General features: G+C 36.6%; 18 protein-coding genes. 14 read left to right on the plus strand and 4 right to left on the minus strand.

The genetic code is table 11. The features are described from left to right. Window position 1: 1 nt before the first annotated feature. The 3 genes from AC57AW_RS10490 to AC57AW_RS10500 all read left to right on the plus strand — a co-directional run bounded on the left by AC57AW_RS10490 (window position 2) and on the right by AC57AW_RS10500 (window position 4,973). A complete protein-coding gene (locus AC57AW_RS10490; RefSeq protein ID WP_496351818.1) occupies window positions 2-1,615 on the plus strand; it encodes a RagB/SusD family nutrient uptake outer membrane protein in 1,614 nt (537 codons plus the stop codon). A 15-nt stretch (window positions 1,616-1,630) separates the two neighbouring features. After that, window positions 1,631-2,737 (plus strand): SusE domain-containing protein, encoded by a 1,107-nt coding sequence (locus AC57AW_RS10495; RefSeq protein WP_496351819.1) that lies wholly within the window; start codon window positions 1,631-1,633, stop codon window positions 2,735-2,737. A gap of 79 nt (window positions 2,738-2,816) precedes the next feature. Beyond that, window positions 2,817-4,973: a glycoside hydrolase family 97 protein gene (locus AC57AW_RS10500; RefSeq protein WP_496351820.1), complete on the plus strand. Its 2,157-nt coding sequence runs from the start codon at window positions 2,817-2,819 to the stop codon at window positions 4,971-4,973. Between the two features lie 59 nt (window positions 4,974-5,032). Here AC57AW_RS10500 and AC57AW_RS10505 read toward each other — a convergent pair whose 3' ends face one another. Next, complete coding sequence (locus tag AC57AW_RS10505) at window positions 5,033-6,016, minus strand: sterol desaturase family protein (protein ID WP_318848022.1); 984 nt, start codon at window positions 6,014-6,016, stop codon at window positions 5,033-5,035. Between the two features lie 204 nt (window positions 6,017-6,220). Here AC57AW_RS10505 and AC57AW_RS10510 point away from each other — a divergent pair, with 204 nt between their 5' ends. From AC57AW_RS10510 to guaA, 10 genes are all read left to right on the plus strand, one after another. Beyond that, window positions 6,221-8,080 (plus strand): glycoside hydrolase family 13 protein, encoded by a 1,860-nt coding sequence (locus AC57AW_RS10510; protein ID WP_496351821.1) that lies wholly within the window; start codon window positions 6,221-6,223, stop codon window positions 8,078-8,080. 9 nt (window positions 8,081-8,089) lie between these two features. Further along, a complete protein-coding gene (locus AC57AW_RS10515) occupies window positions 8,090-8,608 on the plus strand; it encodes a nuclear transport factor 2 family protein (RefSeq protein ID WP_496351822.1) in 519 nt (172 codons plus the stop codon). Next, the gene (locus AC57AW_RS10520) at window positions 8,608-10,026 is read left to right on the plus strand and encodes an MFS transporter (protein ID WP_496351823.1); all 1,419 of its coding nucleotides are present in this window, start codon (window positions 8,608-8,610) and stop codon (window positions 10,024-10,026) included. Before AC57AW_RS10515 ends, AC57AW_RS10520 begins: the two co-directional genes overlap by 1 nt. Before the next feature lie 389 nt (window positions 10,027-10,415). Next, window positions 10,416-11,144, plus strand: coding sequence for a pirin family protein (locus AC57AW_RS10525; RefSeq protein WP_496351824.1), 729 nt, complete (start codon window positions 10,416-10,418; stop codon window positions 11,142-11,144). A gap of 38 nt (window positions 11,145-11,182) precedes the next feature. After that, window positions 11,183-11,734: an NADPH-dependent FMN reductase gene (locus AC57AW_RS10530; RefSeq protein ID WP_496351825.1), complete on the plus strand. Its 552-nt coding sequence runs from the start codon at window positions 11,183-11,185 to the stop codon at window positions 11,732-11,734. Window positions 11,735-12,017: 283 nt separating this feature from the next. Next, complete coding sequence (gene purM, locus AC57AW_RS10535) at window positions 12,018-13,010, plus strand: phosphoribosylformylglycinamidine cyclo-ligase (RefSeq protein WP_318848016.1); 993 nt, start codon at window positions 12,018-12,020, stop codon at window positions 13,008-13,010. Window positions 13,011-13,085: 75 nt separating this feature from the next. Next, on the plus strand, window positions 13,086-13,649 hold the full coding sequence (purN, locus tag AC57AW_RS10540; protein ID WP_496351826.1) for a phosphoribosylglycinamide formyltransferase: 564 nt from the start codon (window positions 13,086-13,088) through the stop codon (window positions 13,647-13,649). 143 nt (window positions 13,650-13,792) lie between these two features. Beyond that, the gene (gene purH, locus AC57AW_RS10545; protein WP_318848014.1) at window positions 13,793-15,310 is read left to right on the plus strand and encodes a bifunctional phosphoribosylaminoimidazolecarboxamide formyltransferase/IMP cyclohydrolase; all 1,518 of its coding nucleotides are present in this window, start codon (window positions 13,793-13,795) and stop codon (window positions 15,308-15,310) included. An 88-nt stretch (window positions 15,311-15,398) separates the two neighbouring features. Beyond that, entirely contained in the window at window positions 15,399-16,637 is a 1,239-nt protein-coding gene (gene purD / locus AC57AW_RS10550; protein WP_496351827.1) for a phosphoribosylamine--glycine ligase, read from the plus strand. Between the two features lie 152 nt (window positions 16,638-16,789). Continuing rightward, window positions 16,790-18,319: a glutamine-hydrolyzing GMP synthase gene (gene guaA / locus AC57AW_RS10555; protein ID WP_496351828.1), complete on the plus strand. Its 1,530-nt coding sequence runs from the start codon at window positions 16,790-16,792 to the stop codon at window positions 18,317-18,319. Between the two features lie 366 nt (window positions 18,320-18,685). Here the strand turns inward: guaA and AC57AW_RS10560 are convergent, their stop codons facing one another. After that, a complete protein-coding gene (locus AC57AW_RS10560; protein ID WP_496351829.1) occupies window positions 18,686-19,339 on the minus strand; it encodes a hypothetical protein in 654 nt (217 codons plus the stop codon). 54 nt (window positions 19,340-19,393) lie between these two features. Between AC57AW_RS10560 and AC57AW_RS10565 the strand changes: the two genes are divergently transcribed. Next, entirely contained in the window at window positions 19,394-20,902 is a 1,509-nt protein-coding gene (locus tag AC57AW_RS10565) for a nitrilase-related carbon-nitrogen hydrolase (RefSeq protein WP_496351830.1), read from the plus strand. Between the two features lie 58 nt (window positions 20,903-20,960). Here AC57AW_RS10565 and AC57AW_RS10570 read toward each other — a convergent pair whose 3' ends face one another. Beyond that, window positions 20,961-21,119 carry a hypothetical protein gene (locus AC57AW_RS10570; protein ID WP_496351831.1) on the minus strand — a complete coding sequence of 53 codons (159 nt, stop codon included), beginning with the start codon at window positions 21,117-21,119 and terminating at the stop codon, window positions 20,961-20,963. Window positions 21,120-21,202: 83 nt separating this feature from the next. Next, complete coding sequence (locus tag AC57AW_RS10575; protein WP_167510741.1) at window positions 21,203-21,367, minus strand: hypothetical protein; 165 nt, start codon at window positions 21,365-21,367, stop codon at window positions 21,203-21,205. Window positions 21,368-21,552: the final 185 nt, after the last annotated feature.

Below are 21,552 nucleotides of genomic sequence, written 5' to 3' on the forward strand. Positions count from 1 at the left end.
AATGAAATTTAATAAGATAAAAATATTCAAATTAAGAAATTTAGCTATTGCAGGTATTTTTCTTTTCAGTACATCATCATGTTTAAATGATCTTGATGTTAAAGTTAATGATGATGAATTATATACATCAGAGCAATTTTATGCTAATCCTGCTTCTTATAAGCAATTTTTAGCGAAAATATATGCTGGACTTGCAGTAACGGGTCAAAAAGCCGGAAATGGAGACTCGGACCTTGGTGCTGAAGATGATGGAGGTCCAAATGAGGGTTTTTCGCAGTATCTTAGAGGGTATTGGCAATTACAGGAATTAACTACTGATGAAGCTCTTATTGCTTGGGGAGAAAGTGATAATCCAACGATCAGAGATTTGAATTTTAATACATGGAATGCTGATAATATTTTTAATGAAGCTTTTTTTGCCAGGGTTTTCTTTCAGATAGGATTGGTTAATGAGTATTTAAGAGAAACAACCGATGAGAAACTTGCCTCAAGAGGAGTTGCAGAAGATTTAAAAACACAAATCAAAACTTTCAGAGCGGAAGCTAGATTTTTAAGAGCTTTATCTTTTTATCATGCTATCGATATTTATGGAAAAATGCCATTTATCACAGAAAATGATCCTCTAGGAACAAAGCCGGTAATGCAGTCCAGAGAATTTATGTTCAATTATGTAATTGGTGAGCTAAATGCCATTGAAGGAGAACTTCCTGCGCCAAGAATGAATGAATATGGAAGAGCTGATAAAGCAGCGATATGGATGCTAAAAGCAAAGCTATATCTTAATGCTAAAGTTTATACAGGAGCTGATAAAAGTACTGAAGCTCTTGCAGAAGTTGAAAAAGTAATTGGTTCAAGTTATAAAGTTGCACAAATTCCTTTTAACAATTTGTTTAAAGCAGATAATAATAGTAATGGAGCTCAGGAAGAAATTATTTTTCCGATAGCTTTTGACGGGGTCAGAACAAGAACTTACGGAGGTACTACATTTCTTGTTCATGCAAACTGCACCAATGAAGTCGGTGTAACTTTAGGAATTGATTTTGGATGGCAAGGTTATAGAGTAAGACAGGAGTTTATGGAATCTGTAGGGAATACGGATCCAAGGGTGATGAAAGTTGCTGGGAATAATGATCCTGCTTCTATTTCAGATTATTTGAAATTTGATCAGGGTGCAAAGCTTATTAAATTTTCTAATAAGACTTCAACTGGATCCAATGGAAGTGACGCAAATTTTGTAGATGCAGACTTTCCTTTATTTAGAATGGCAGATGCTTATTTAATGTATGCCGAACTTGCTGTAGTAAATGGGAAAGGAAGTATAGCTTCTGCTTTAAATTACATCAATGTACTAAGAACCAGAGCTGGAGCCCCTGTTGTAATGCAGTCTGCTTTAACTCCGGATTTTATATTGAATGAAAGAGGACGAGAGCTTTATTGGGAAGGTTACAGACGTCAGGATCTTATCCGTTTCGGAAAATTTGCTTCCGGATATACATGGCAGTGGAAAGGTGGAAGTATGAATGGATCAGATCTTACTAGCAATAAATTACTTTTCCCTATACCTAACAAGTATCTTAATTTAAACAGTAACCTTTCTCAGAATCCTGGATATTAATATAAAATAACAAACATGAAAAATTTCTTTAAAATATTTATAGCTCTGGTGATAGGGGTTTTTGTTATATCTTGTGAAAAAGATGAGGATCAGGCGGTTTTAGGAGAAGGTACTAACCCTTCTCTAGCAGCTGATGCGAAAGTATTGATACTGGATAAAGATCATGAAAATGATAAAGCCATAAAATTTGATTGGATAAACCCTAAATTTAATATTCAGGTTGCTTTTAATAATGCATTTGAAATTGCTAAAATAGGTACGAATTTTCAAAATGCAAAAAGCATTGATGTAGCTGCTAAAGATCAGACGATAACATATACAATTCGTGATTTTAACAAAATAATGTTAGATGCTGGAATTTTACCAGGTACAGCTAGCCAAATTGAAGTCAGATTGAGATCAAAAGTGGGAAATGTAACATTGTATTCTAATTCGGTTGCGATTACTGTAACGCCTTATTTGACAGAACTTCCATCTTTTTACCTTGTAGGAGATGCTTCAGCTGTAGGATGGGATGCTGCAACTTCACAGCTTCTGTATAAAAAGGATAACTATTCTACAATATATACTTATCTGGAGAATGGTAAATCATTTAGATTTTTAGGACAGCAGGATTGGAATCCTATAAATTATAGTTTAGATACTGCAGGAATGAATGCAAACTATAAGTATTTCAAAACCTGGTCAACCAATTTAGTGGCTGCACCAGCCGAAAATATTCAGTTCAGTGGCACAACAGGAATGTATAAAATAGTTATTGACGCAGATGCTACGCAAAAATCAATTACTGTTACACCATCACCTGTCAATAATTGGAATCCTGCAAATGTATATCTGGTAGGTACTATTAACGGATGGAATGCAGCTACATCTATTCCAATGACCAGTTTAGGAAATGGAAAATTTGAGTATACAATTGCTCTCCCTGCGGGTTCTCAATTTAAATTTCTTGGTCAACAGAGCTTTGGAGATTTAGACTGGGGAAATATAACAGATGATGGAAATACAGGATATCTGGGACCAAAAGGTAGCAATGGAAATATACAATTTGACGGTACAGGTGGAAATTATAAAATCACAGTAAATGTTAAATTAGGAGTATATACAATAAAACCTATATAATAGGTTCAATCTGATAATAAAACAAAGTGCTGTTTACAGCAGCACTTTATCTATTTTTTAAGTTAATTAAATAGTCATTATGAAGAAAATTACAGTTGGAGCGCTTTTGCTCTCAATGATGTTTACAGGTGTGAAAGCCCAATCTTTAAAATCTCCGGACGGAAAGTTCGAAATGAGCTTTCAGCTGAAAGAAGGAGTACCTTACTATAACCTGAAGTACAACGGTGCAGTAGTAGTTGAAGATTCTAAATTGGGATTGCGATTATTTAAAGACACAGCCATAAAATTCGCTTCTGAAATAGCCAAACCAGAAGATGTAAAATTCGATCTGAATAACGGTTTTGCAAAGACAGATGAAAAAAGAGACTCCAAAAATGAAACCTGGCAGCCGGTTTTAGGAGAAAAGAAAAACTATATCAATCATTATAATGAACTGGCAGTTACCCTGAATCAGGCTTCTACAGACAGAAGTATTGTGGTGAAATTCAGATTGTTTAATGATGGATTAGGATTCCGATATGAATTTCCTCAGCAGAAGAATCTCAATTATTTCGTGATCAGAGAAGAAGACTCTGAAATCGATTTCCCTACCGATATGAAGGCATGGTGGATGGTTGCAGATTATGACTCTCAGGAATACCAGTATCAGGAAACAAAGGTTTCTGAAATTCCATCAAAATGGGATAAAGCATACGATGCGAACGCTTCCCAGTCATTGGTGAAAAATGCAGTTCAGTCTCCTTTAATGCTTAAAAAAGAAGGAAAAGAGCCTTTGTACATCAATGTTGCTGAAGCTGCCGTATTAGATTATCCGGCTTCCCATCTGGAAGTAGATGCGCAGAACTATAAGTTCAAAACGCATTTAACAGCCGATAGACAAGGAGCCAAAGGGTATATTCAGACTCCTTCGGTAACGCCATGGAGAACCATTATTGTAGCTCCGAAAGCAGAGCAGGTAATGGATTCTAAAATGATCTTTAACCTTAATGAGCCTACAAAATATACCGATACCTCTTACATTCACCCTACAAAATACATGGGAGTCTGGTGGGAAATGATCATCGGAAAATCACAATGGGCTTATTCTACCGCTGAAAATGTTCATTTAGGAAAAACCGATTTTGCTAAACTGACTCCGAATGGAAAACATGCTGCTAACAATACAAAAGTTAAAGAATATATAGACTTTGCTGCAGAAAACGGTTTTCAGGGATTATTGATTGAAGGTTGGAACATTGGTTGGGAAGACTGGTTCGGACACTCTAAAGAATTTGTTTTCGATTTCATTACTCCTTACCCGGATTTTGATATCAAAATGTTGAATGAATATGCGCATTCAAAAGGAATTAAGCTGATTATGCACCATGAAACTTCAGGTTCTGCGACGAACTATGAAAGATGGGCAGACAAAGCTTTCCAAACGATGAACAAATATGGATATGATGCTGTGAAAACAGGATATGTGGGAGATATCATTCCTAGAGGAGAACACCATTATTCTCAGTGGACGATTAATCATTATTATAGAATTGCAGAAAAAGCAAATGACTATAAAATCATGGTCAATTCTCATGAGTCTGTACGTCCTACAGGAGAAAGCCGTACCTATCCAAACTATATTTCTGCAGAAGCAGCCCGTGGAACAGAATATGAAGCATTCGGAGGAAATAAACCAGACCACCAAACGGTTCTTCCGTTCACAAGATGGATGGGAGGTTCTATGGATTACACACCGGGGATTTTCCAAACGAAGTTAGACTATTATTTCCCTGGAGATAATCGTTTTGTTAAAACGACTCTCGTGAAGCAGTTGGCTCTGTATGTAACAATGTATATGCCGCTACAGATGGCTGCAGACCTTCCTGAGAACTACAAAAAACATATGGATGCATTCCAGTTTATCAAGGATGTAGCAGCAGATTGGGATGATACTAAAATCTTATCTGCAGAACCGGGAGATTATGTGATTACGGCAAGAAAAGCAAAAGGTACTGAAAACTGGTTTGTAGGAGGGATTACCGATGAAAATAAACGTGAATATACCGTAGACTTCTCATTCCTGGAGAAAGGAAAGAAATATGAAGCAACAATCTATGAAGATGGAAAAGATGCTGATTATATTGATAATCCTCAAAGCTATAATATCTATAAAAAAGAGATTACAGCCAAGTCAAAAATTAATTTTAAAATGGCAAGAAGTGGCGGTTTCGCAGTTTCTATCAAGCCAGTAAAATAATTTTAAAGAGACACTAAGGTGCCCCGGATCATTGAATTTTCAGGATCCGGGGTTATTTTTTACTTATCCATTGCCTCTGTATATTCATATTCTGCTTCTGGAACTGGCTCTTTTTTTACCGCAGAAGTTTTATTTTTTATTTTCTCCAGATATTCCTTTTGAAACTGCTTTACCGTTTTTCCGGTACCATCATGTCTCCATCCCGGGGAATTAAAAAGATATTTTATGCGGTCTTTGAAGGAAAGTCCCGGCTGTCTGATATCTTTTCCTATTCTTCGCCATTCATAGAATAGAGTAGTTGCCGGATCTTTAGACTCCATCTTAGGATAGATGCCATATTTCACAGGAACCTCAGGATCTTCTTTTTCAAAAGTTCCAAAAATTTTATCCCAGATAATCAGTCCCATACCCATATTACGGTCCAGATATTTGATGTTGCATGCATGGTGTACCCTGTGATGAGAAGGAGTAACCAAAATATACTCTAAAAATCCCATACTTTTAATAGATTGAGTGTGTACAAAAGTTCCATAAATCTGTATTGCAGAATAGGCTACAAGGATATGCCATGGATGAAAGCCCATAAATGCTAATGGAGAGAAAAACAAATACCTGTACAATGGCTGAAATACAGGACTTCTGAATCCTGTACTGATGTTGAAATAATCAGAATTGTGATGGGTGATATGTACCGCCCAGAAGACACGTGAATGATGATCTACATAATGATGAACATAATAAGCAAAATCCTGAGCAAGGAATACAGCAATCCAATACAAGATTCCCTCTTGCCAGTCGAAGATGCGGTGATGGTAAAAAAACATCATGACAAACAAAGAGAAACCTTTCATGATGATGTCCAGTCCGTAATTGAGCAAAGCAAAAAGAACATTGGTTGCTACATCTTTAGTCTCATAAATCTTCTCTTTATTGAAGTGGCTATAGGCCATTTCTGCAAAAATAATTACAGCAAACACAGGAATAGTCCAGGCGTAAACAACATCTGGCCCCTCAGCTTTGAACATACTACTGAAATCAAACATCTTTTTTCTGTAAAACTAAAGATAAAAAGGGTGATAAATTAACTTTTTGAATGAATTTTTTATGAAAAATTTAAGTTTTTTTTATGATGGTAAAAAAATGAGTGTCAAATTTTGAAAATTTACAGGTACCAAGATGAAAAAAGAGGCATTTCTAACATGTTTTAAATGCCTATATGAAAATTAAATGCTAAATTGAACATTAATATGAAGACAATATTTGCAGCATTAGCCCTTTCAATTGCTTCTGCCGCCTTTTCCCAAAAAGTGTTGGAAAGAATAGAACCGGCTTTCTGGTGGAAAGGAATGAAAAACCCCGAACTTCAGATTCTTGTGTACGGAAAAGACATTGCCCATAACGAGATTGCACTTTCGGACGGAATACACATCAAAGAGATCCGGAAAGTTGATAATCCGAATTACGTTTTTATTACCGTAAACACCAACGAAATAAATGTTTCGAAGTTTACTATTACTATTAAAAAAGGTAACAAAAACCTGAGTTCCTATGCCTATGAATTGAAGCAAAGGAATCCCGGATCTGCCAACCGTGAATCTTTTACCTCAAAAGATGTCATGTATCTGATCATGCCGGATCGCTTTGCCAATGGCAATGAAAAGAATGATTCAACACCGGAACTTACAGAAAAAGCAAATCGCAGTCTGCCCAATGGAAGACATGGCGGAGATCTCAGCGGTATAATTAATCATCTTGACTATATTCAGAATCTGGGAGCTACGGCAGTCTGGCTGACTCCGGTGAATGAAGATAATGAAAAAGTGTATTCTTATCATGGATATGCTCAGACAGATCTGTATAAAATTGACGGCCGATACGGAACCAATGAAGACTATAAAACTTTATCCAGAGAACTGAATAAACGAAATATGATGCTGGTGATGGATTATGTCACCAATCATTGGGGCGGCTCACACTGGATGATCAAAGATCTTCCTTCAAAAGACTGGATCCATTGGTTTGATGAGGGAGAGAAAGGATTTAAACGCTCCAATTACAAAACAACTACGCAATTTGATACCAATGCTTCTGATATTGATAAAAAATATGCTTTGGACGGATGGTTTGACACCACCATGCCGGATATTAACCAAAAAAATCCACTGGTTCTGAAATATCTGACCCAAAATGCAATCTGGTGGATAGAATATGCAGAATTGGGAGGGTTCCGGGTGGATACCTATCCTTACAATGATAAAGATGCCATGGCAAAATGGGCTAAAGCCATTACAGATGAATATCCGAAATTCAATATCGCAGGAGAAACCTGGCTTTATACAGCGGCACAAATTGCAGCGTGGCAGAAAAATTCGAAAATAGGAGCCATAGAAGGATACAATTCAAATTTACCCTCCGTAATGGATTTTATGTTGTTTGAAAATATGCCTAAAGCTCTTAAAGAAAAAGAAGGCTGGGATAAAGGCATGATCCGGATTTACGATTCCTTTACCAGCGATTTCCTTTATCCGGATATCAATAATCTCCTGGTTTTCTTTGAAAATCACGACACAGAAAGATGGAATGAAATATTTAATGCAAACTCTGAAGCTTACAAAATAGGACTTACCCTGATCTCTACAGTAAGGGGAATTCCACAGATCTATTACGGATCAGAAATAGGCATGAGAGGAGATAAGACGAAAGGCGGTGATGCAGATATCCGAAGAGATTTTCCGGGAGGCTGGAAGTCTGATTCTCAAAATGCCTTCAATCCATCTGCTCAGACTCAGGAACAGAAAGAATTTTTCCTGTTTTCTCAGAAATTATTAAACTGGAGAAAAGGAAAAGACGTGATTCATAATGGGAAAACTAAAAATTTCGTTCCTCAGGACGGTGTTTTTGTCTATTTCCGATACAATGAAAAAGAAAGTGTAATGGTAATCATCAACAATAATGAAAAAGATCAGACGTTAGACTTGAAACGATTTGCTGAATCACTTAACGGATTTACAAAAGGAAAAGAAGTAATTTCAGGAAAGGAGATTTCATTACAAAACAGTATGAATATTCCTGCGAAAACCCCATTCATCATTGAACTTGAAAAATAATTAATACATATGAAAAAACTAACGACTGCTTATACATTAATACTTTTTGTACTGGGATTTTCTTTATTCAGTGCTCAGTCAAAAACTCCATTTGAGAAAGAAAAATCAGAAATCAGTACGATGCTAGATGCATTCAATGTAGCTGCTGCAAAGGCGGATTACACAGGGTATTTTAACTTCTTTGCAGATGAATCTACCTTCATCGGAACAGATGCTACCGAAATATGGAATAAAAAAGAATTCATGGTGTGGGCAAAACCTCATTTCGACAAAAAGAAAACTTGGGATTTTAAAGCTCTTAAAAGAAATATCTACTTCAGTAAAGATGGAAAACTGGCGTGGTTCGATGAACTATTGGATACTCAGATGAAAATATGCAGAGGTTCCGGAGTGGTAGAGAAAATCAACGGAAGCTGGAAGGTCAAACAATATGTTCTCTCTGTGACGGTTCCTAATGAGGTGGTAGATAAAGTGGTAGTGGAGAAAACCCCTATCGAAGATGCATTAATCCAAAAACTGAAGTCATAATGGCAGAAATGGCGGGGAGATATAATTCGGGACCATTTGGACGAAGAAAAAAGCCAAACTTATCCATGCTTCAGATTATTAACATGAGTATGGGATTCCTTGGAATTCAAATGGCGTTCGGGTTACAAAATGGAAATGCAAGCCGTATTCTGGGGAATTTAGGAGCTGATGTTCATGAATTATCCTGGTTCTGGCTCGTTGCTCCCGTTACAGGACTTATTGTGCAGCCTATCATCGGGCATATGGGAGACAATACCTGGAGTCCGTTGGGAAGACGAAAACCTTACTTTCTAATTGGAGCTGTTTTGTGTGCCATAGGGCTGGTACTTCTTCCGAATGCAGCTTCTGTGACTCAGATGTTTGCTGCCAATGCTCTTTTATTGGCCGTAATATTCCTTGCCATGATGGATGCTTCAGTGAATATCGCAATGGAGCCTTTCCGGGCTTTGGTAGGAGATATGCTCCCGAAACATCAGGGAACAATAGGATTTTCAGTACAGACAATTCTGATCGGAATCGGAGCTGTATTGGGCTCTTATCTGCCGGATTGGTTAACAAAAATGGGAATTTCCAACGAAGCCCCAGCAGGATTTGTAGCTGATAATGTGATTTACTCTTTTTATATAGGCGCAGGATTGCTTATCATCTCAATTCTGTACACCATAATGACAACCAGAGAATACTCTCCACAGGAATTTGCCGATTTTGAAGAGGGAAAAGAAGTAGAAAAACAGGAATCTAAATTTTCAGATATTTTTAAAGACTTTGCGGCGATCCCTGTACAGATGAAAAAACTGGGAATTGTTCAGTTCTTTTCATGGTTTGCACTATTTACCATGTGGGTATTTACTACCAGTGCGCTGGCCACCCATCATTTTGGGCTTTCTCCGGAAGATACCCATTCTAAGGCATTTAATGATGCAGGGGACTTAACAGGGAAGCTTTTTGGAATGTATAATCTATGGGCCATTCCGTTTGCCTTTTTATTAACGCCTATAGCGAAACTGATTGGTAAAAAACAGACCCATGCTTTAGCTTTACTGTGCGGAGGATTGGGACTCGTTTCAATGTATTTCATTAAAGATGTCAACAATCTATGGATCTCAATGATTGGATTAGGTTTCGCCTGGGCAAGTATTCTGGCAATGCCTTATGCGATGCTTATTGAAGTGATTCCACAAAGAAAAATGGGAGTCTATATGGGGATATTCAATTTCTTTATTGTCATTCCACAGATCATCAATGGAGTATTTGGTGGTCCTGTTGTAAGTGGTGTTTTCGGAAAACAAGCGATGGATTATGTTGTGGTAGGAGGTATTTGTATGTTGATAGGAGCTATCGTAACCATGATTTTTGTTAAATCTGAAGATGAAACCCCTAAGGAAATTGAAGAAGAAATCAAGCAGGTACATTTCTAGTAAGAAGTTGTGCTGAAAATATCTTAACTAAAATCTGAAATAGTATACAATTCAATAGGAGCGGGCTTTAGCCCGCTTTTTTTATACGTTTATCAATTGGCTTTAGCCAAAACATATATTTATAACAAAGAGCAGAATTACTCTCCCACAGATTTCACAAATGGCACAGATGTTTGAAGTAAATACTATACAGCTTAAAATTTTATCACAGATAAAATCCTTGCGTCTTAAAAATATAAAGAATATAAAAACCTTTGCGTCTTAGCGTTTTCCAACCTACCCGTCATATACTTCCTAAACTCTTTTGACCCATAAATTTCCTTTCTTACCTTACATCAACTTTTTTAGACAACCCATGCTGTACATTTGTACCATAAATAATCACAGAAATGAAAACAGTATATCATAAAGCAGATTCAAGAGGCCATGCCAACCACGGATGGTTAAACTCTTACCATACATTCAGTTTTGCCAACTATCAAAACAGAGACAGAACAAACTTTGGTGTTTTGAGAGTATTGAACGATGATACCGTTTCTCAGGGAATGGGCTTCGGAACACATCCACACAAGGATATGGAAATTATCTCTATTCCTCTGGAAGGAGATTTGGAACACAAAGATTCAATAGGAACTACAGCCGTAATCAGAAAAGGCGAAATCCAGGTGATGAGTGCCGGAACGGGTGTGAAGCACAGTGAGTATAACAAAAATAAAGATGAAGAGGTAAAATTCCTTCAAATCTGGGTTTTCCCAAGAGAGCTGGATGTGGAACCAAGATATGATCAGAAAAGCATTAAAGAAGGTGAAAAGATCAATGGATTCCAACAGATTTTATCTCCCAATAAAAATGATGACGGAGTTTGGATTCATCAGGATGCATGGTTCAATCTTGCTAACTTTAAAAAAGGAAACGGCAAAAATTATATGCTCAACAAAAAAGGAAATGGAGTCTATGCATTTGTTTTAAAAGGCAGTGCAAAAATTGGAGACCGTGTTCTCAATGAAAGAGATGGATTGGGAATCTGGGATACCCAGAGCTTTAATATTGAAGCCGAAGAAGACACTGAAATATTATTAATGGAAGTCCCAATGGAACTGCCTTCTTATCTTAAATAAAAAACTAAATTTGTAATCTTAAAAAATAAACCTCACCTATGAAAATTTTAGCAATAGCAGGAAGTAACTCAGAAGCTTCAATGAACAAACAGTTGGTAGCATACGCATCAACATTATTTGAAAATGCAGAAGTAGAAGTGATCGATTTAAATCCTTTCGAAATGCCAATCTATAAACACGAAAGAGAATTAGCTGGTGGTGTTCCTCAGGAAGCTCATGATTTTGCAGCAAAAATTGATGGTGCTAATGTATTATTGGTTTCTTTGGGAGAGCATAATGGAACGTATTCTACAGCATTCAAAAATGTGTTCGACTGGGTATCAAGAATTAAAGACAGAACGGTTTGGAATGAAGTACCCATGCTATTGATGTCTACATCTCCCGGAGGTAGAGGTGGAGCAGGAGTTTTGGAAGCTGCATCGAAGCGTTTCCCTTTCCATGGAGGAAATGTGGTGGAAACTTTTTCATTACCTTTCTTTAATGATAACTTTGATAAAGCAACTCAGAAGATTTCTAATGAAGATAAAATCAATGAGTTAAAAGAAAAAATAAAGAAGATTGCGGCTATTGAAACCATCCTTGAAAAATAGAATTTGAATATTCATTTAAAATTACTATTTTTGCAAAAAGAAAAGAGATGAAAATTCAGACCTCCTATAAACAATGTTTTTCTCATAAAGGGAAAGTTGTGGGCTCTGAAATTCTGAGATAAAATAACGGCCGATAATCTGAAAAGATTGTCGGCTTTTTTGTTTTCTAAAATCGAGTATAAAAGTAATTGAAATATTAAAAGATAAGAAGACACAAGATACCAGATGCAAGACAATTAATCATCTGAAATCTGAAATCTGATATCTAAAAATCTAAGCAGACATGAGCAACACTTACAAATCAGCAGGAGTAGACAAAGAAGAAGGATACAAAACGGTTGACAAGATCAAAAAAGCGGTCGGTGAAACCCACAATTCTAATGTACTGAACCATTTGGGAAGTTTTGGTGCTTTCTATGAAATCGGTGGATACAAAAATCCTGTTCTTGTATCAGGAACAGATGGAGTAGGAACAAAGCTGAAAGTAGCTTTAGATACTAAAAAATATGACTCTATTGGTGTAGATTGTTTCGCAATGTGTGCCAATGATATTCTTTGTCACGGAGCAAAACCTTTATTCTTCCTGGATTATCTGGCTTGTGGAAAGCTTGATTCAGAAATCGCAGCAGAAATTGTTCTGGGAATGGTGGCAGCTTGTAAAGATAACAACTGTGCATTGATTGGTGGAGAAACTGCTGAAATGCCGGGAATGTACCAGCCTGGAGATTATGATGTTGCCGGATTCTGTGTAGGAATTGTAGAAAAAGATCAGATCATTGACGGATCTACCATCAAACCAGGTAACAAAATTATTGCATTACCAAGCTCAGGATTCCACTCAAACGGGTTCTCTTTAGTAAGAAAAGTATTCCCGAACTTTGAAGAAGAATTTGAAGGAAAACCTTTATATGAAACACTTTTAGTTCCTACAAGACTATACTATAAAGATATCCATAAAGTATTAGAAGAAGTAAAAGTAAGCGGAATTGCTCACATTACAGGAGGTGGTCTTTACGAAAACGTTCCAAGAATTATTCCTGAAGGACTTTGTGCTTCTATTGACGAATCAAAAATCAGAATTCCTAGCGTGATGCTTGAACTTGAAAAGAGAGGTGAGGTAGCCCGTGAGGAAATGTACGGAACATTCAATATGGGTGTTGGGATGGTTATCGTTGTAGATGCTGAACATGCTGAAAAAGTATTACACCTTTTAGATGATGCTTACGAAATCGGAGAAATCACTGAAGGAGCAGAGAAAATCAATTTAAAATTTTAAATGACATCAGATTTCAGACCCTAGACATCAGACTGTAAGTCTGTAATCTTAAATCTGACATCTAACATCTGAATAATGAAGAACATCGTTGTACTCGTATCCGGTTCAGGAACCAATCTGCAGAGAATCATTGATACCATTGACGCTGGAGAAATCCAGAATGCAAAAGTATCTTTGGTAGTGGCTGACAGAGAATGTTTCGGGTTGGAAAGAGCAAAGAATCACAATATAGAAAACATACTCATTCCAAGAGGAAAGAATTTCAGCAGTGAATTGGCCAAAGTAATCCCGGAAAATACAGATCTTATCGTATTGGCAGGATTTTTATCCATTTTAAAATCTGAATTCTGTGAAAACTGGAATGGTAAAATAATCAATATTCATCCAGCTTTGCTTCCGAAATTCGGAGGAAAAGGAATGTGGGGAATGAACGTTCATAATGCAGTAATAGAAGCTAAAGAAGTAGAGAGTGGGGCTACTGTACATTTTGTAACGACTGGCATTGATGAAGGAGAAGCTATACTTCAGAAATCTTTTGAAGTAACCGCTGACGATACTCCCGAAACATTGGCTCAGAAAGTTCATCAGATTGAATATGAGATATTTCCAATAGCGATCAATAAGGTCCTGGGAAACTAATTCCCTTTCTTTGGAAGGGTGTCAAAAATTAAAAATTTTTGACGAGATGATTAAAGAAATCTAAGTAAATAAAAGTAAGTTCGGAGGTGAAAGACCCGGACACAGTTTGAAATAGCTGTAAAAAGTAAAAAATTGAAAGTAAAATGAGTAAAAAGAGAGTTTTAATCAGTGTTTCTGACAAAAGTGGATTAATAGAATTCGCGCAGTTTTTGGAGGCTCAGAATTATGAGTTGATCTCAACAGGAGGAACGTTCAAACATTTGAAAGACGCTGGTTTAAATCCTATTCAGATCGATGAGGTAACCAATTTCCCTGAAATGTTGGATGGTAGAGTGAAAACTCTGCACCCGAAAGTTCACGGAGGATTATTGGCTGTTCGTAACAACGAAGAGCACATGAAAACCGTTCAGGAACACGGAATTGGTCTGATTGACATGGTGATCGTAAACCTTTACCCTTTCTTTGAAAATGTGAACAAAAACATTTCTTTACATGAAAAGGTAGAATTTATCGATATCGGAGGTCCTTCAATGCTTCGTTCTGCAGCGAAAAACTTTGATTCTGTTACCGTAATTACAGATGTGGAAGATTACACGACTGTAAAACTGGAAATGGAACAAAACGGTGATACATACATCGAGACCCGTAAAAAGCTTGCAGGAAAAGTATTCAACCTTACCTCTGCGTATGATGCCGCTATTTCAAGAATGCTTTTAGACGAAGAATATCCTACGTATCTGAATGCTTCTTATAAAAAAGTTGCTGATTTAAGATATGGAGAAAACCCTCACCAGACAGCTGCTTACTATGTTTCTACTTTCGAGAATGGAGCAATGAAAGACTTTGAACAACTTGGTGGTAAAGAGCTTTCTTTCAACAATCTTCGTGATATGGACCTTTGCTGGAAAGTAGTTACGGAGTTCAAAGAAGAAATGGCTTGTTGCGCCGTAAAACACTCTACCCCTTGTGGAGTTGCCATCGGAACTTCAGCGTTGGAAACATATCAAAAAACATTTGAATGTGATCCGGTTTCTATCTTTGGCGGAATTGTTGCAATGAACTATAAAATTGATGCAGCAACAGCAGAAGAATTGAACAAGACATTCCTTGAAATTGTAATGGCTCCTGAATTTGACGAAGAAGCTCTTGAAGTTTTAAGAAAGAAGAAAAACCTGAGAATCATCAAAATCGTAAACCCTGTTTCAGACAAACAGACTTGGGTGAAAGTAGATGGAGGTATCCTGGTTCAGGATAACGATACTCATTTCTCTGACGATATCAAAGTAGTTACTGAAATACAGCCTACAGAAGAGCAGAAAAAAGCATTACTTTTCTCTCAAAGAGTGGTAAAATATGTGAAATCAAATGCTATTGTAGTTTCCAACGGAATTCAGGCATTCGGTATCGGTGGCGGACAGGTCAACAGAATCTGGGCAACACAGCAGGCTATCGAAAGAGCAAAAGAAAAATTCTCCGGAGATTTGGTATTGGCTTCAGATGCATTTTTCCCTTTCCGTGATGTAGTAGATTTCTGCGCTCAGGAAGGTATCAAGGCGATTATTCAGCCAGGTGGAAGTGTAAAAGATCAGGATAGTGTAGAGGCTGCAAATGAACACGGTATCCCAATGATGTTTACAGGTGTTAGACACTTTTTCCACTAATTAAAATAGAATTAAAAAATAATTAGGGATTGTATTTTTAGCATTCAAAATTATATATTTGTAAAATAAGACTAGATAATAAAAAAGTATGAGAATATTAATCATAGGTGAAGGCGGTAGAGAATCTGCTTTAGCGGCAAAGCTTCAGAATGACTCAAGAATTTCTAAAATGTTTTTTGCTAACGGGAATGCTACTACCGATGTAATAGGGAAAAATGTTCATTTATCGGAAATCAAAGAACTTAGAGATTTCGCTATTAAAGAAAAGATTGATCTTACGATCGTAGGTCCGGAAGCTCCTCTTGTAGCGGGTATCAAGGACGAATTTAAAAAACACGATCTTAAAGTTTTCGGTCCTACTCAGAAAGTAGCAAGCCTTGAAGGAAGTAAAGCTTTCTCTAAGAAATTTATGCAGACCTATGATATCAAAACAGCTAAGGCGGTAGTATTTGATTCATACAATGATGCTAAAGAATATGTGCAGACCCAGCAGTATCCTTTGGTAATTAAAGCCAGTGGTTTGGCAGGTGGAAAAGGTGTTGTTATTTGTGACAACCTTGAAGAAGCTGAAGCTACCATTCATGACTTTATGATCAGAAGAATCTATGGAGATGCTGGTATCCGTTTAGTTATTGAAGAATTTTTACAAGGTTTTGAAGCATCTATTATTGCTTTCTCTAATGGTGAAAAACTATTCCCATGTGTAGCAGCAAAAGACTATAAGAAAGCTGGAAACGGTGATACAGGACCTAATACAGGAGGTATGGGATCAGTAGCACCAAGTCCGGAATTTACTCAGGAGCACTATGCAGACTTCGAGAAAAATATCTTAGAGCCTACTGTTAAGGGGCTTAAAGCCGAAGGTTTTGGATTTAAAGGAATCATCTTCTTCGGATTGATGGTTACGAAAAACGGAGCTTACCTTCTTGAATACAACATGAGATTCGGAGATCCTGAAACTCAGGTATTGATGGCACTTATGGAAAACAATCTTTTAGATGTGATCCAGGACTGTATGGAAGGAAAAGACATTGAACTTAAATTTAAAGACGAAAAAGCAGTTTGCCTTGTAATGTGTTCAGGAGGATATCCAAGAAACATCGAAATAGGTTTCGAAATTACAGGAGAAGATAAACTGAAACATAGTAAACTATTATATGCAGGAGCAATCAGCAAAGGAGACAAAGTGGTTTCCAATGGTGGTAGAGTACTGAACATTGTGGCTACAGGAGCTACCTACGATGATGCCCGCAAGAAAGTTTACGAAGATGCAAGTCACGTACATTTCGATTACGGCTTCTACAGAGAAGACATCGGAAAGTTTTAATAAAAATCACGAAAAAAGATTTGGAGCTATTCCAAGTCTTTTTTTGTAAAACAGTTAATATTAAAAATAAGAGTCAGATACTAGATTCCAGACTTCAGAACAAAAACCTGAAATCTGATGTCTGATATCTTTCAAACAAATCAATTATCAAAATGAACAACGGTATTATTATTTTAGATTTCGGATCCCAGTACAACCAGCTTATCGGAAGAAGAATCCGGGAGATGGGAGTGTACTCTGAAATCTTACCTTACAATACACCTTTACAAGATATTTTAGCAAAACAGCCAAAAGGAATCATCCTTTCCGGTGGACCAAGCTCTGTAAACGCAGAGAATGCTCACCTGGTTGAAAAAGAACTGTACGAACAAGGAATTCCTGTCTTGGGAATCTGCTACGGAATGCAGATGACTGCTCACCTTTTAGGAGGAAAAGTAAACAAAGGAGAAAAAGGAGAATACGGTAAAGCAAACCTTGAGATCGTTAAAGAAAGTTCTTTACTAAAAGGAGTTACTCAGAACTCTGTAGTTTGGATGAGCCACTTTGACGAAGTAGGAGAATTGCCTGCAGGTTTTGAATTGAATGCAAAATCAGGTGTTATTGCTTCTATCTCAAATGAAGAAAGCAAAATCTATTGTGTTCAGTTCCACCCGGAAGTTTCTCATACAGAAGAAGGAGGGAAAATGCTTGAAAATTTTGTTTTCGGAATCTGTAACTCAGAGAAAAACTGGAAACTGACTAACTATATTGAAAAAACAGTTGAGGAAATCCGTGAGAAAGTAGGAGACAACAAAGTGATCCTTGGACTTTCAGGAGGAGTAGACTCTTCTGTAGCGGCTGTTTTGATCCACAAAGCAATCGGTGATCAGTTGACTTGTATCTTCGTAGATACGGGATTATTGAGAAAGGATGAGGGTAAGAAAGTAATGGATCAGTATGGCGAGCATTTCCATATGAACATTAAAATGGTAGAAGCTCAGGACAGATTCCTTACAAAATTAGCTGGTGTTGACGATCCTGAAGCAAAGAGAAAGATTATCGGAAACGAATTCATCCATGTATTTGATGAAGAATCTCATAAAATTGAAGGTGCTAAATTCTTAGCTCAGGGAACCATTTACCCTGACGTTATTGAGAGCCAGTCTGTCAACGGACCATCTGCAGTGATCAAGTCTCACCACAACGTAGGAGGACTTCCTGAAGATATGGAATTCGAATTGTTAGAGCCGCTAAGAGAGCTTTTCAAAGACGAAGTAAGAAGAGTAGGAGAAGAATTAGGAATTCCTCACCACATGGTATACAGACACCCTTTCCCAGGACCTGGATTAGGAATCAGAGTATTGGGAGCTGTAGATGCTGAGAAAGTAAGAATCCTTCAGGAGGCTGACGATATCTTCATCGAAGAATTATACAAAAATGACCTTTACGAAAAAGTATCTCAGGCATTCGTAGTTCTTCTTCCTGTAAAATCTGTAGGAGTAATGGGTGACGAAAGAACTTACGAATACACCGCTGTAGTTCGTTCTGCAAACACCATCGACTTTATGACGGCAACGTGGAGCAGACTTCCTTATGAGTTCCTTGATACTGTTTCCAGCAGAATTATCAACGAAGTAAGAGGAATCAATAGAGTAGCTTACGATATTTCAAGCAAACCGCCTGCAACCATTGAGTGGGAATAATCTTTGACTTGAATTTAAAATATAAATCCTACCCATTTTGGGTAGGATTTTTTTGTTAGAACTGTTTCAATGAAGAAATGATAAGTATGATATTTATTATAATTAACAAACAATAAGTTAGCTTGAATAATATATGCTTATGGAAAATAAGATAGTTTAAAAATACTAATCCGGCTAAATATAAATAAACAAGGGTTTTAACTTCCTGAACATTTAATTGAGATACTGAAAACAAGTTTAAATTATGTGAAATATTTATTATTGAGTCAGGATAAAAAAATCTTAAGATAAAAATAATGGTGACACTTATAATTAAGGTGAGTGCATATGGTTTCATTTATCAATAAAAGTTTAAAAAGATGTTTTTTAATTTGAGGAAAGTAAGGGCTCAAAAGAATGATAATATGTGTTTTCTTTCCAATTGAATTTCATACTTATTTCGTCATTATTTAGAAAATCTCTCAACGAATAATCATCATCTTGAAAATAAATTTCCTCGATAGAATCATCCTGTTTATATTTAAATTGAATATTAGGAATGGTTTCATTTTGGAATTCATCATCAAATACAGAAGGATCACCATAAAAATTTTTAAATTTTTCAGTTTTGAATCCTGTTATTAAATCTATTGCGCATCCGGCTAATTTTCTATTTTTATCGTCAAATACAAAAATACCTTTGCCGAACAGACTGCCATTACGATAAAATACATACTCCCATTGAGCCTCTCCTTTATTGTTCTTTTCTTTATTATAATAAAATGTCCAAGGCTTGCCAAATGATCCAATATCTATATGATTAGTAATGACTTCTGGTAATTGGTCTTCCGAAGAAAGAAAGATTTCACCTCCTAATTGTTCAATTTGCTGTGTTCTATAATTTTTTGAAAACCGCTCTATTTTCTTAAGCTCATTAGTAGTAGAATCATAAACTAAACAATTAAATTCTGAAAGCTTATGCACCTGTTCTTTTGGTATTTCGATATTATTTTCATCGGTGTATTTTATGTAGGTACCCACTTCTATTATATTTTCTTAATTATTTTTCACTAAATTTAAGTAAAATTACATCAAATGCAAATAGAAACAAGAAACCTGACTCTTCAGGATTATGATGAACTGGCGGAAACGATGAAAAGGGCCTACCCGCAAATGTCGGAATCCATTTGGTCCAAAAAAAGTATTGATAAGCTTACAAAAATGTTCCCTAATGGACAGATTTGTATTACAGTAGACGGTAAACTGGCTGCTGTAGCGCTTTCGATCATTGTGAATTATGATGAGTTTGGAGACGATCATACCTATAGCGATATTACGGGAAACTACACCTTCAATACACATACTTCAACGGGAAATGTCCTCTATGGAATTGAAGTTTTCGTTGATCCTGAATTTCGTGAGCTGCGTTTGGGAAGAAGATTATATGATGCCCGGAAAGAACTTTGTGAATTATTAAATTTAAAATCAATTGTTCTGGGTGGTAGAATTCCCAATTATCATAAATACAGCCACGAATTTTCTCCAAGAGAATATATCAGAAAAGTAAGAGATAAGGAGATCTATGATCCGGTATTGTCTTTCCAGCTTTCCAATAATTTTCTTCCGATAAAAATCCTGAAAAAATATCTTCCCGAAGATGAAGCTTCCAGAGAAAATGCGGTTCTTTTACAATGGAATAACATCTATTACAGCAGAAAACCGAATACGATGCAAGACAGCATTATCCGTCTTGGATTGGTACAATGGCAGATGAGGACTTTTAAAGACATTGAAGCCTTTTATGAACAGGTAGAATTCTTTGTAAACGTAATGGGAGACTACAAATCTGATTTTGTTCTCTTCCCGGAACTCTTTAATACACCTTTGCTGGCACCTTTCAATAACCTTTCGGAAAGAGACAGTATGATAGAACTGGCTAAGCTTACCGAGCAGATCAAAGAAAAAATTTCAGAACTGGCAATCAGTTACAACGTAAATATTATTTCAGGAAGTATGCCTGTTTTTGATAATGAAAATAATGATTTGTACAACGTGAGTTACCTTCTTCACCGCGACGGCCGTATGGATGAATACAGAAAGATTCATATCACTCCGAATGAAAAGAGATATTATGGAATGAAAGGGGGTAATGAAATCAAAGTTTTTGATACCGACTGTGGTAAGATAGGGCTTGTCATCTGCTATGACGTAGAATTCCCGGAGTTACCAAGGATTTTAGCTGATCAAGGTATGAAAATCCTGTTTGTTCCTTACCTGACAGACACCCAAAATGCCTATATGAGAGTACGTCACTGTGCTGCGGCCAGAGCTATAGAAAATGAATGTTATGTAGCGATTGCCGGCTGTGTAGGTAATCTTCCGAAAGTAAATAATATGGATATCCAGTTCGGACAGGCTGCCGTATTCACTCCTTCAGATTTTGCCTTCCCGTCCAATGCGGTAAAAGGTGAAGCTACTCCCAACACAGAAATGACCCTGATTGTGGATGTGGACCTGAATTTATTGAAAGATCTTCATCATAATGGTTCGGTTCAGGTGATGAAAGACCGTAGAAAAGATCTCTATGAAACCTATCTTAAATAATAAAACAGAATGCATTTGCATTCTGTTTTTATTTACCTAAAATTTATTTTGAGAGCCATTATGAGTACTCAGGACATACTACGTCGGGACACATTAGCCATGGGCATGTTGGTCTTCCGTCAGTAGGACAGCACTCATAGGTACAGTTGATGCCCATACTTCCTATAACCCCTTTTAATTGCTTTCTTGAAAGTTTGCTGTTGCGTAAATTTTTCATTTTGAATATTTTTTGATTAAGTATAGTGGTATACAATAAAAACCGATCTTTTGATCACTTTTATTGTTGCTTACCGGGGTAAATTACATATACTGAGGACATACTACGGCAGGGCAGATCAGTTTTGGACATCTTGGTCTTCCGTCTGTAGGACAGCATTGGTTTGAGCAGTTTCCGATAATGATTCCGCTTCCTGCAATCCCTTTTAATTGCTCTCTTGAAAGTTTGTTGTTACGTAAATTTTTCATGTTGTAATACTTTTGGTTTGTTTTATTTGTACGTTGTAAATATATTAATTTTTATGATAAATGGAGATTTTTGTAATTATTGGTGTATTTAATTCTTTAAAACATTGATTTCGTGTTGTTATTTTTAACTTTATAGGTTGGTGTTATTGTAATGATTCTTTTTAATAAAGGAACAATTTTTGGAG

The organism is Chryseobacterium sp. BGA-UO-ETr-SB22 (genome assembly GCF_059567885.1).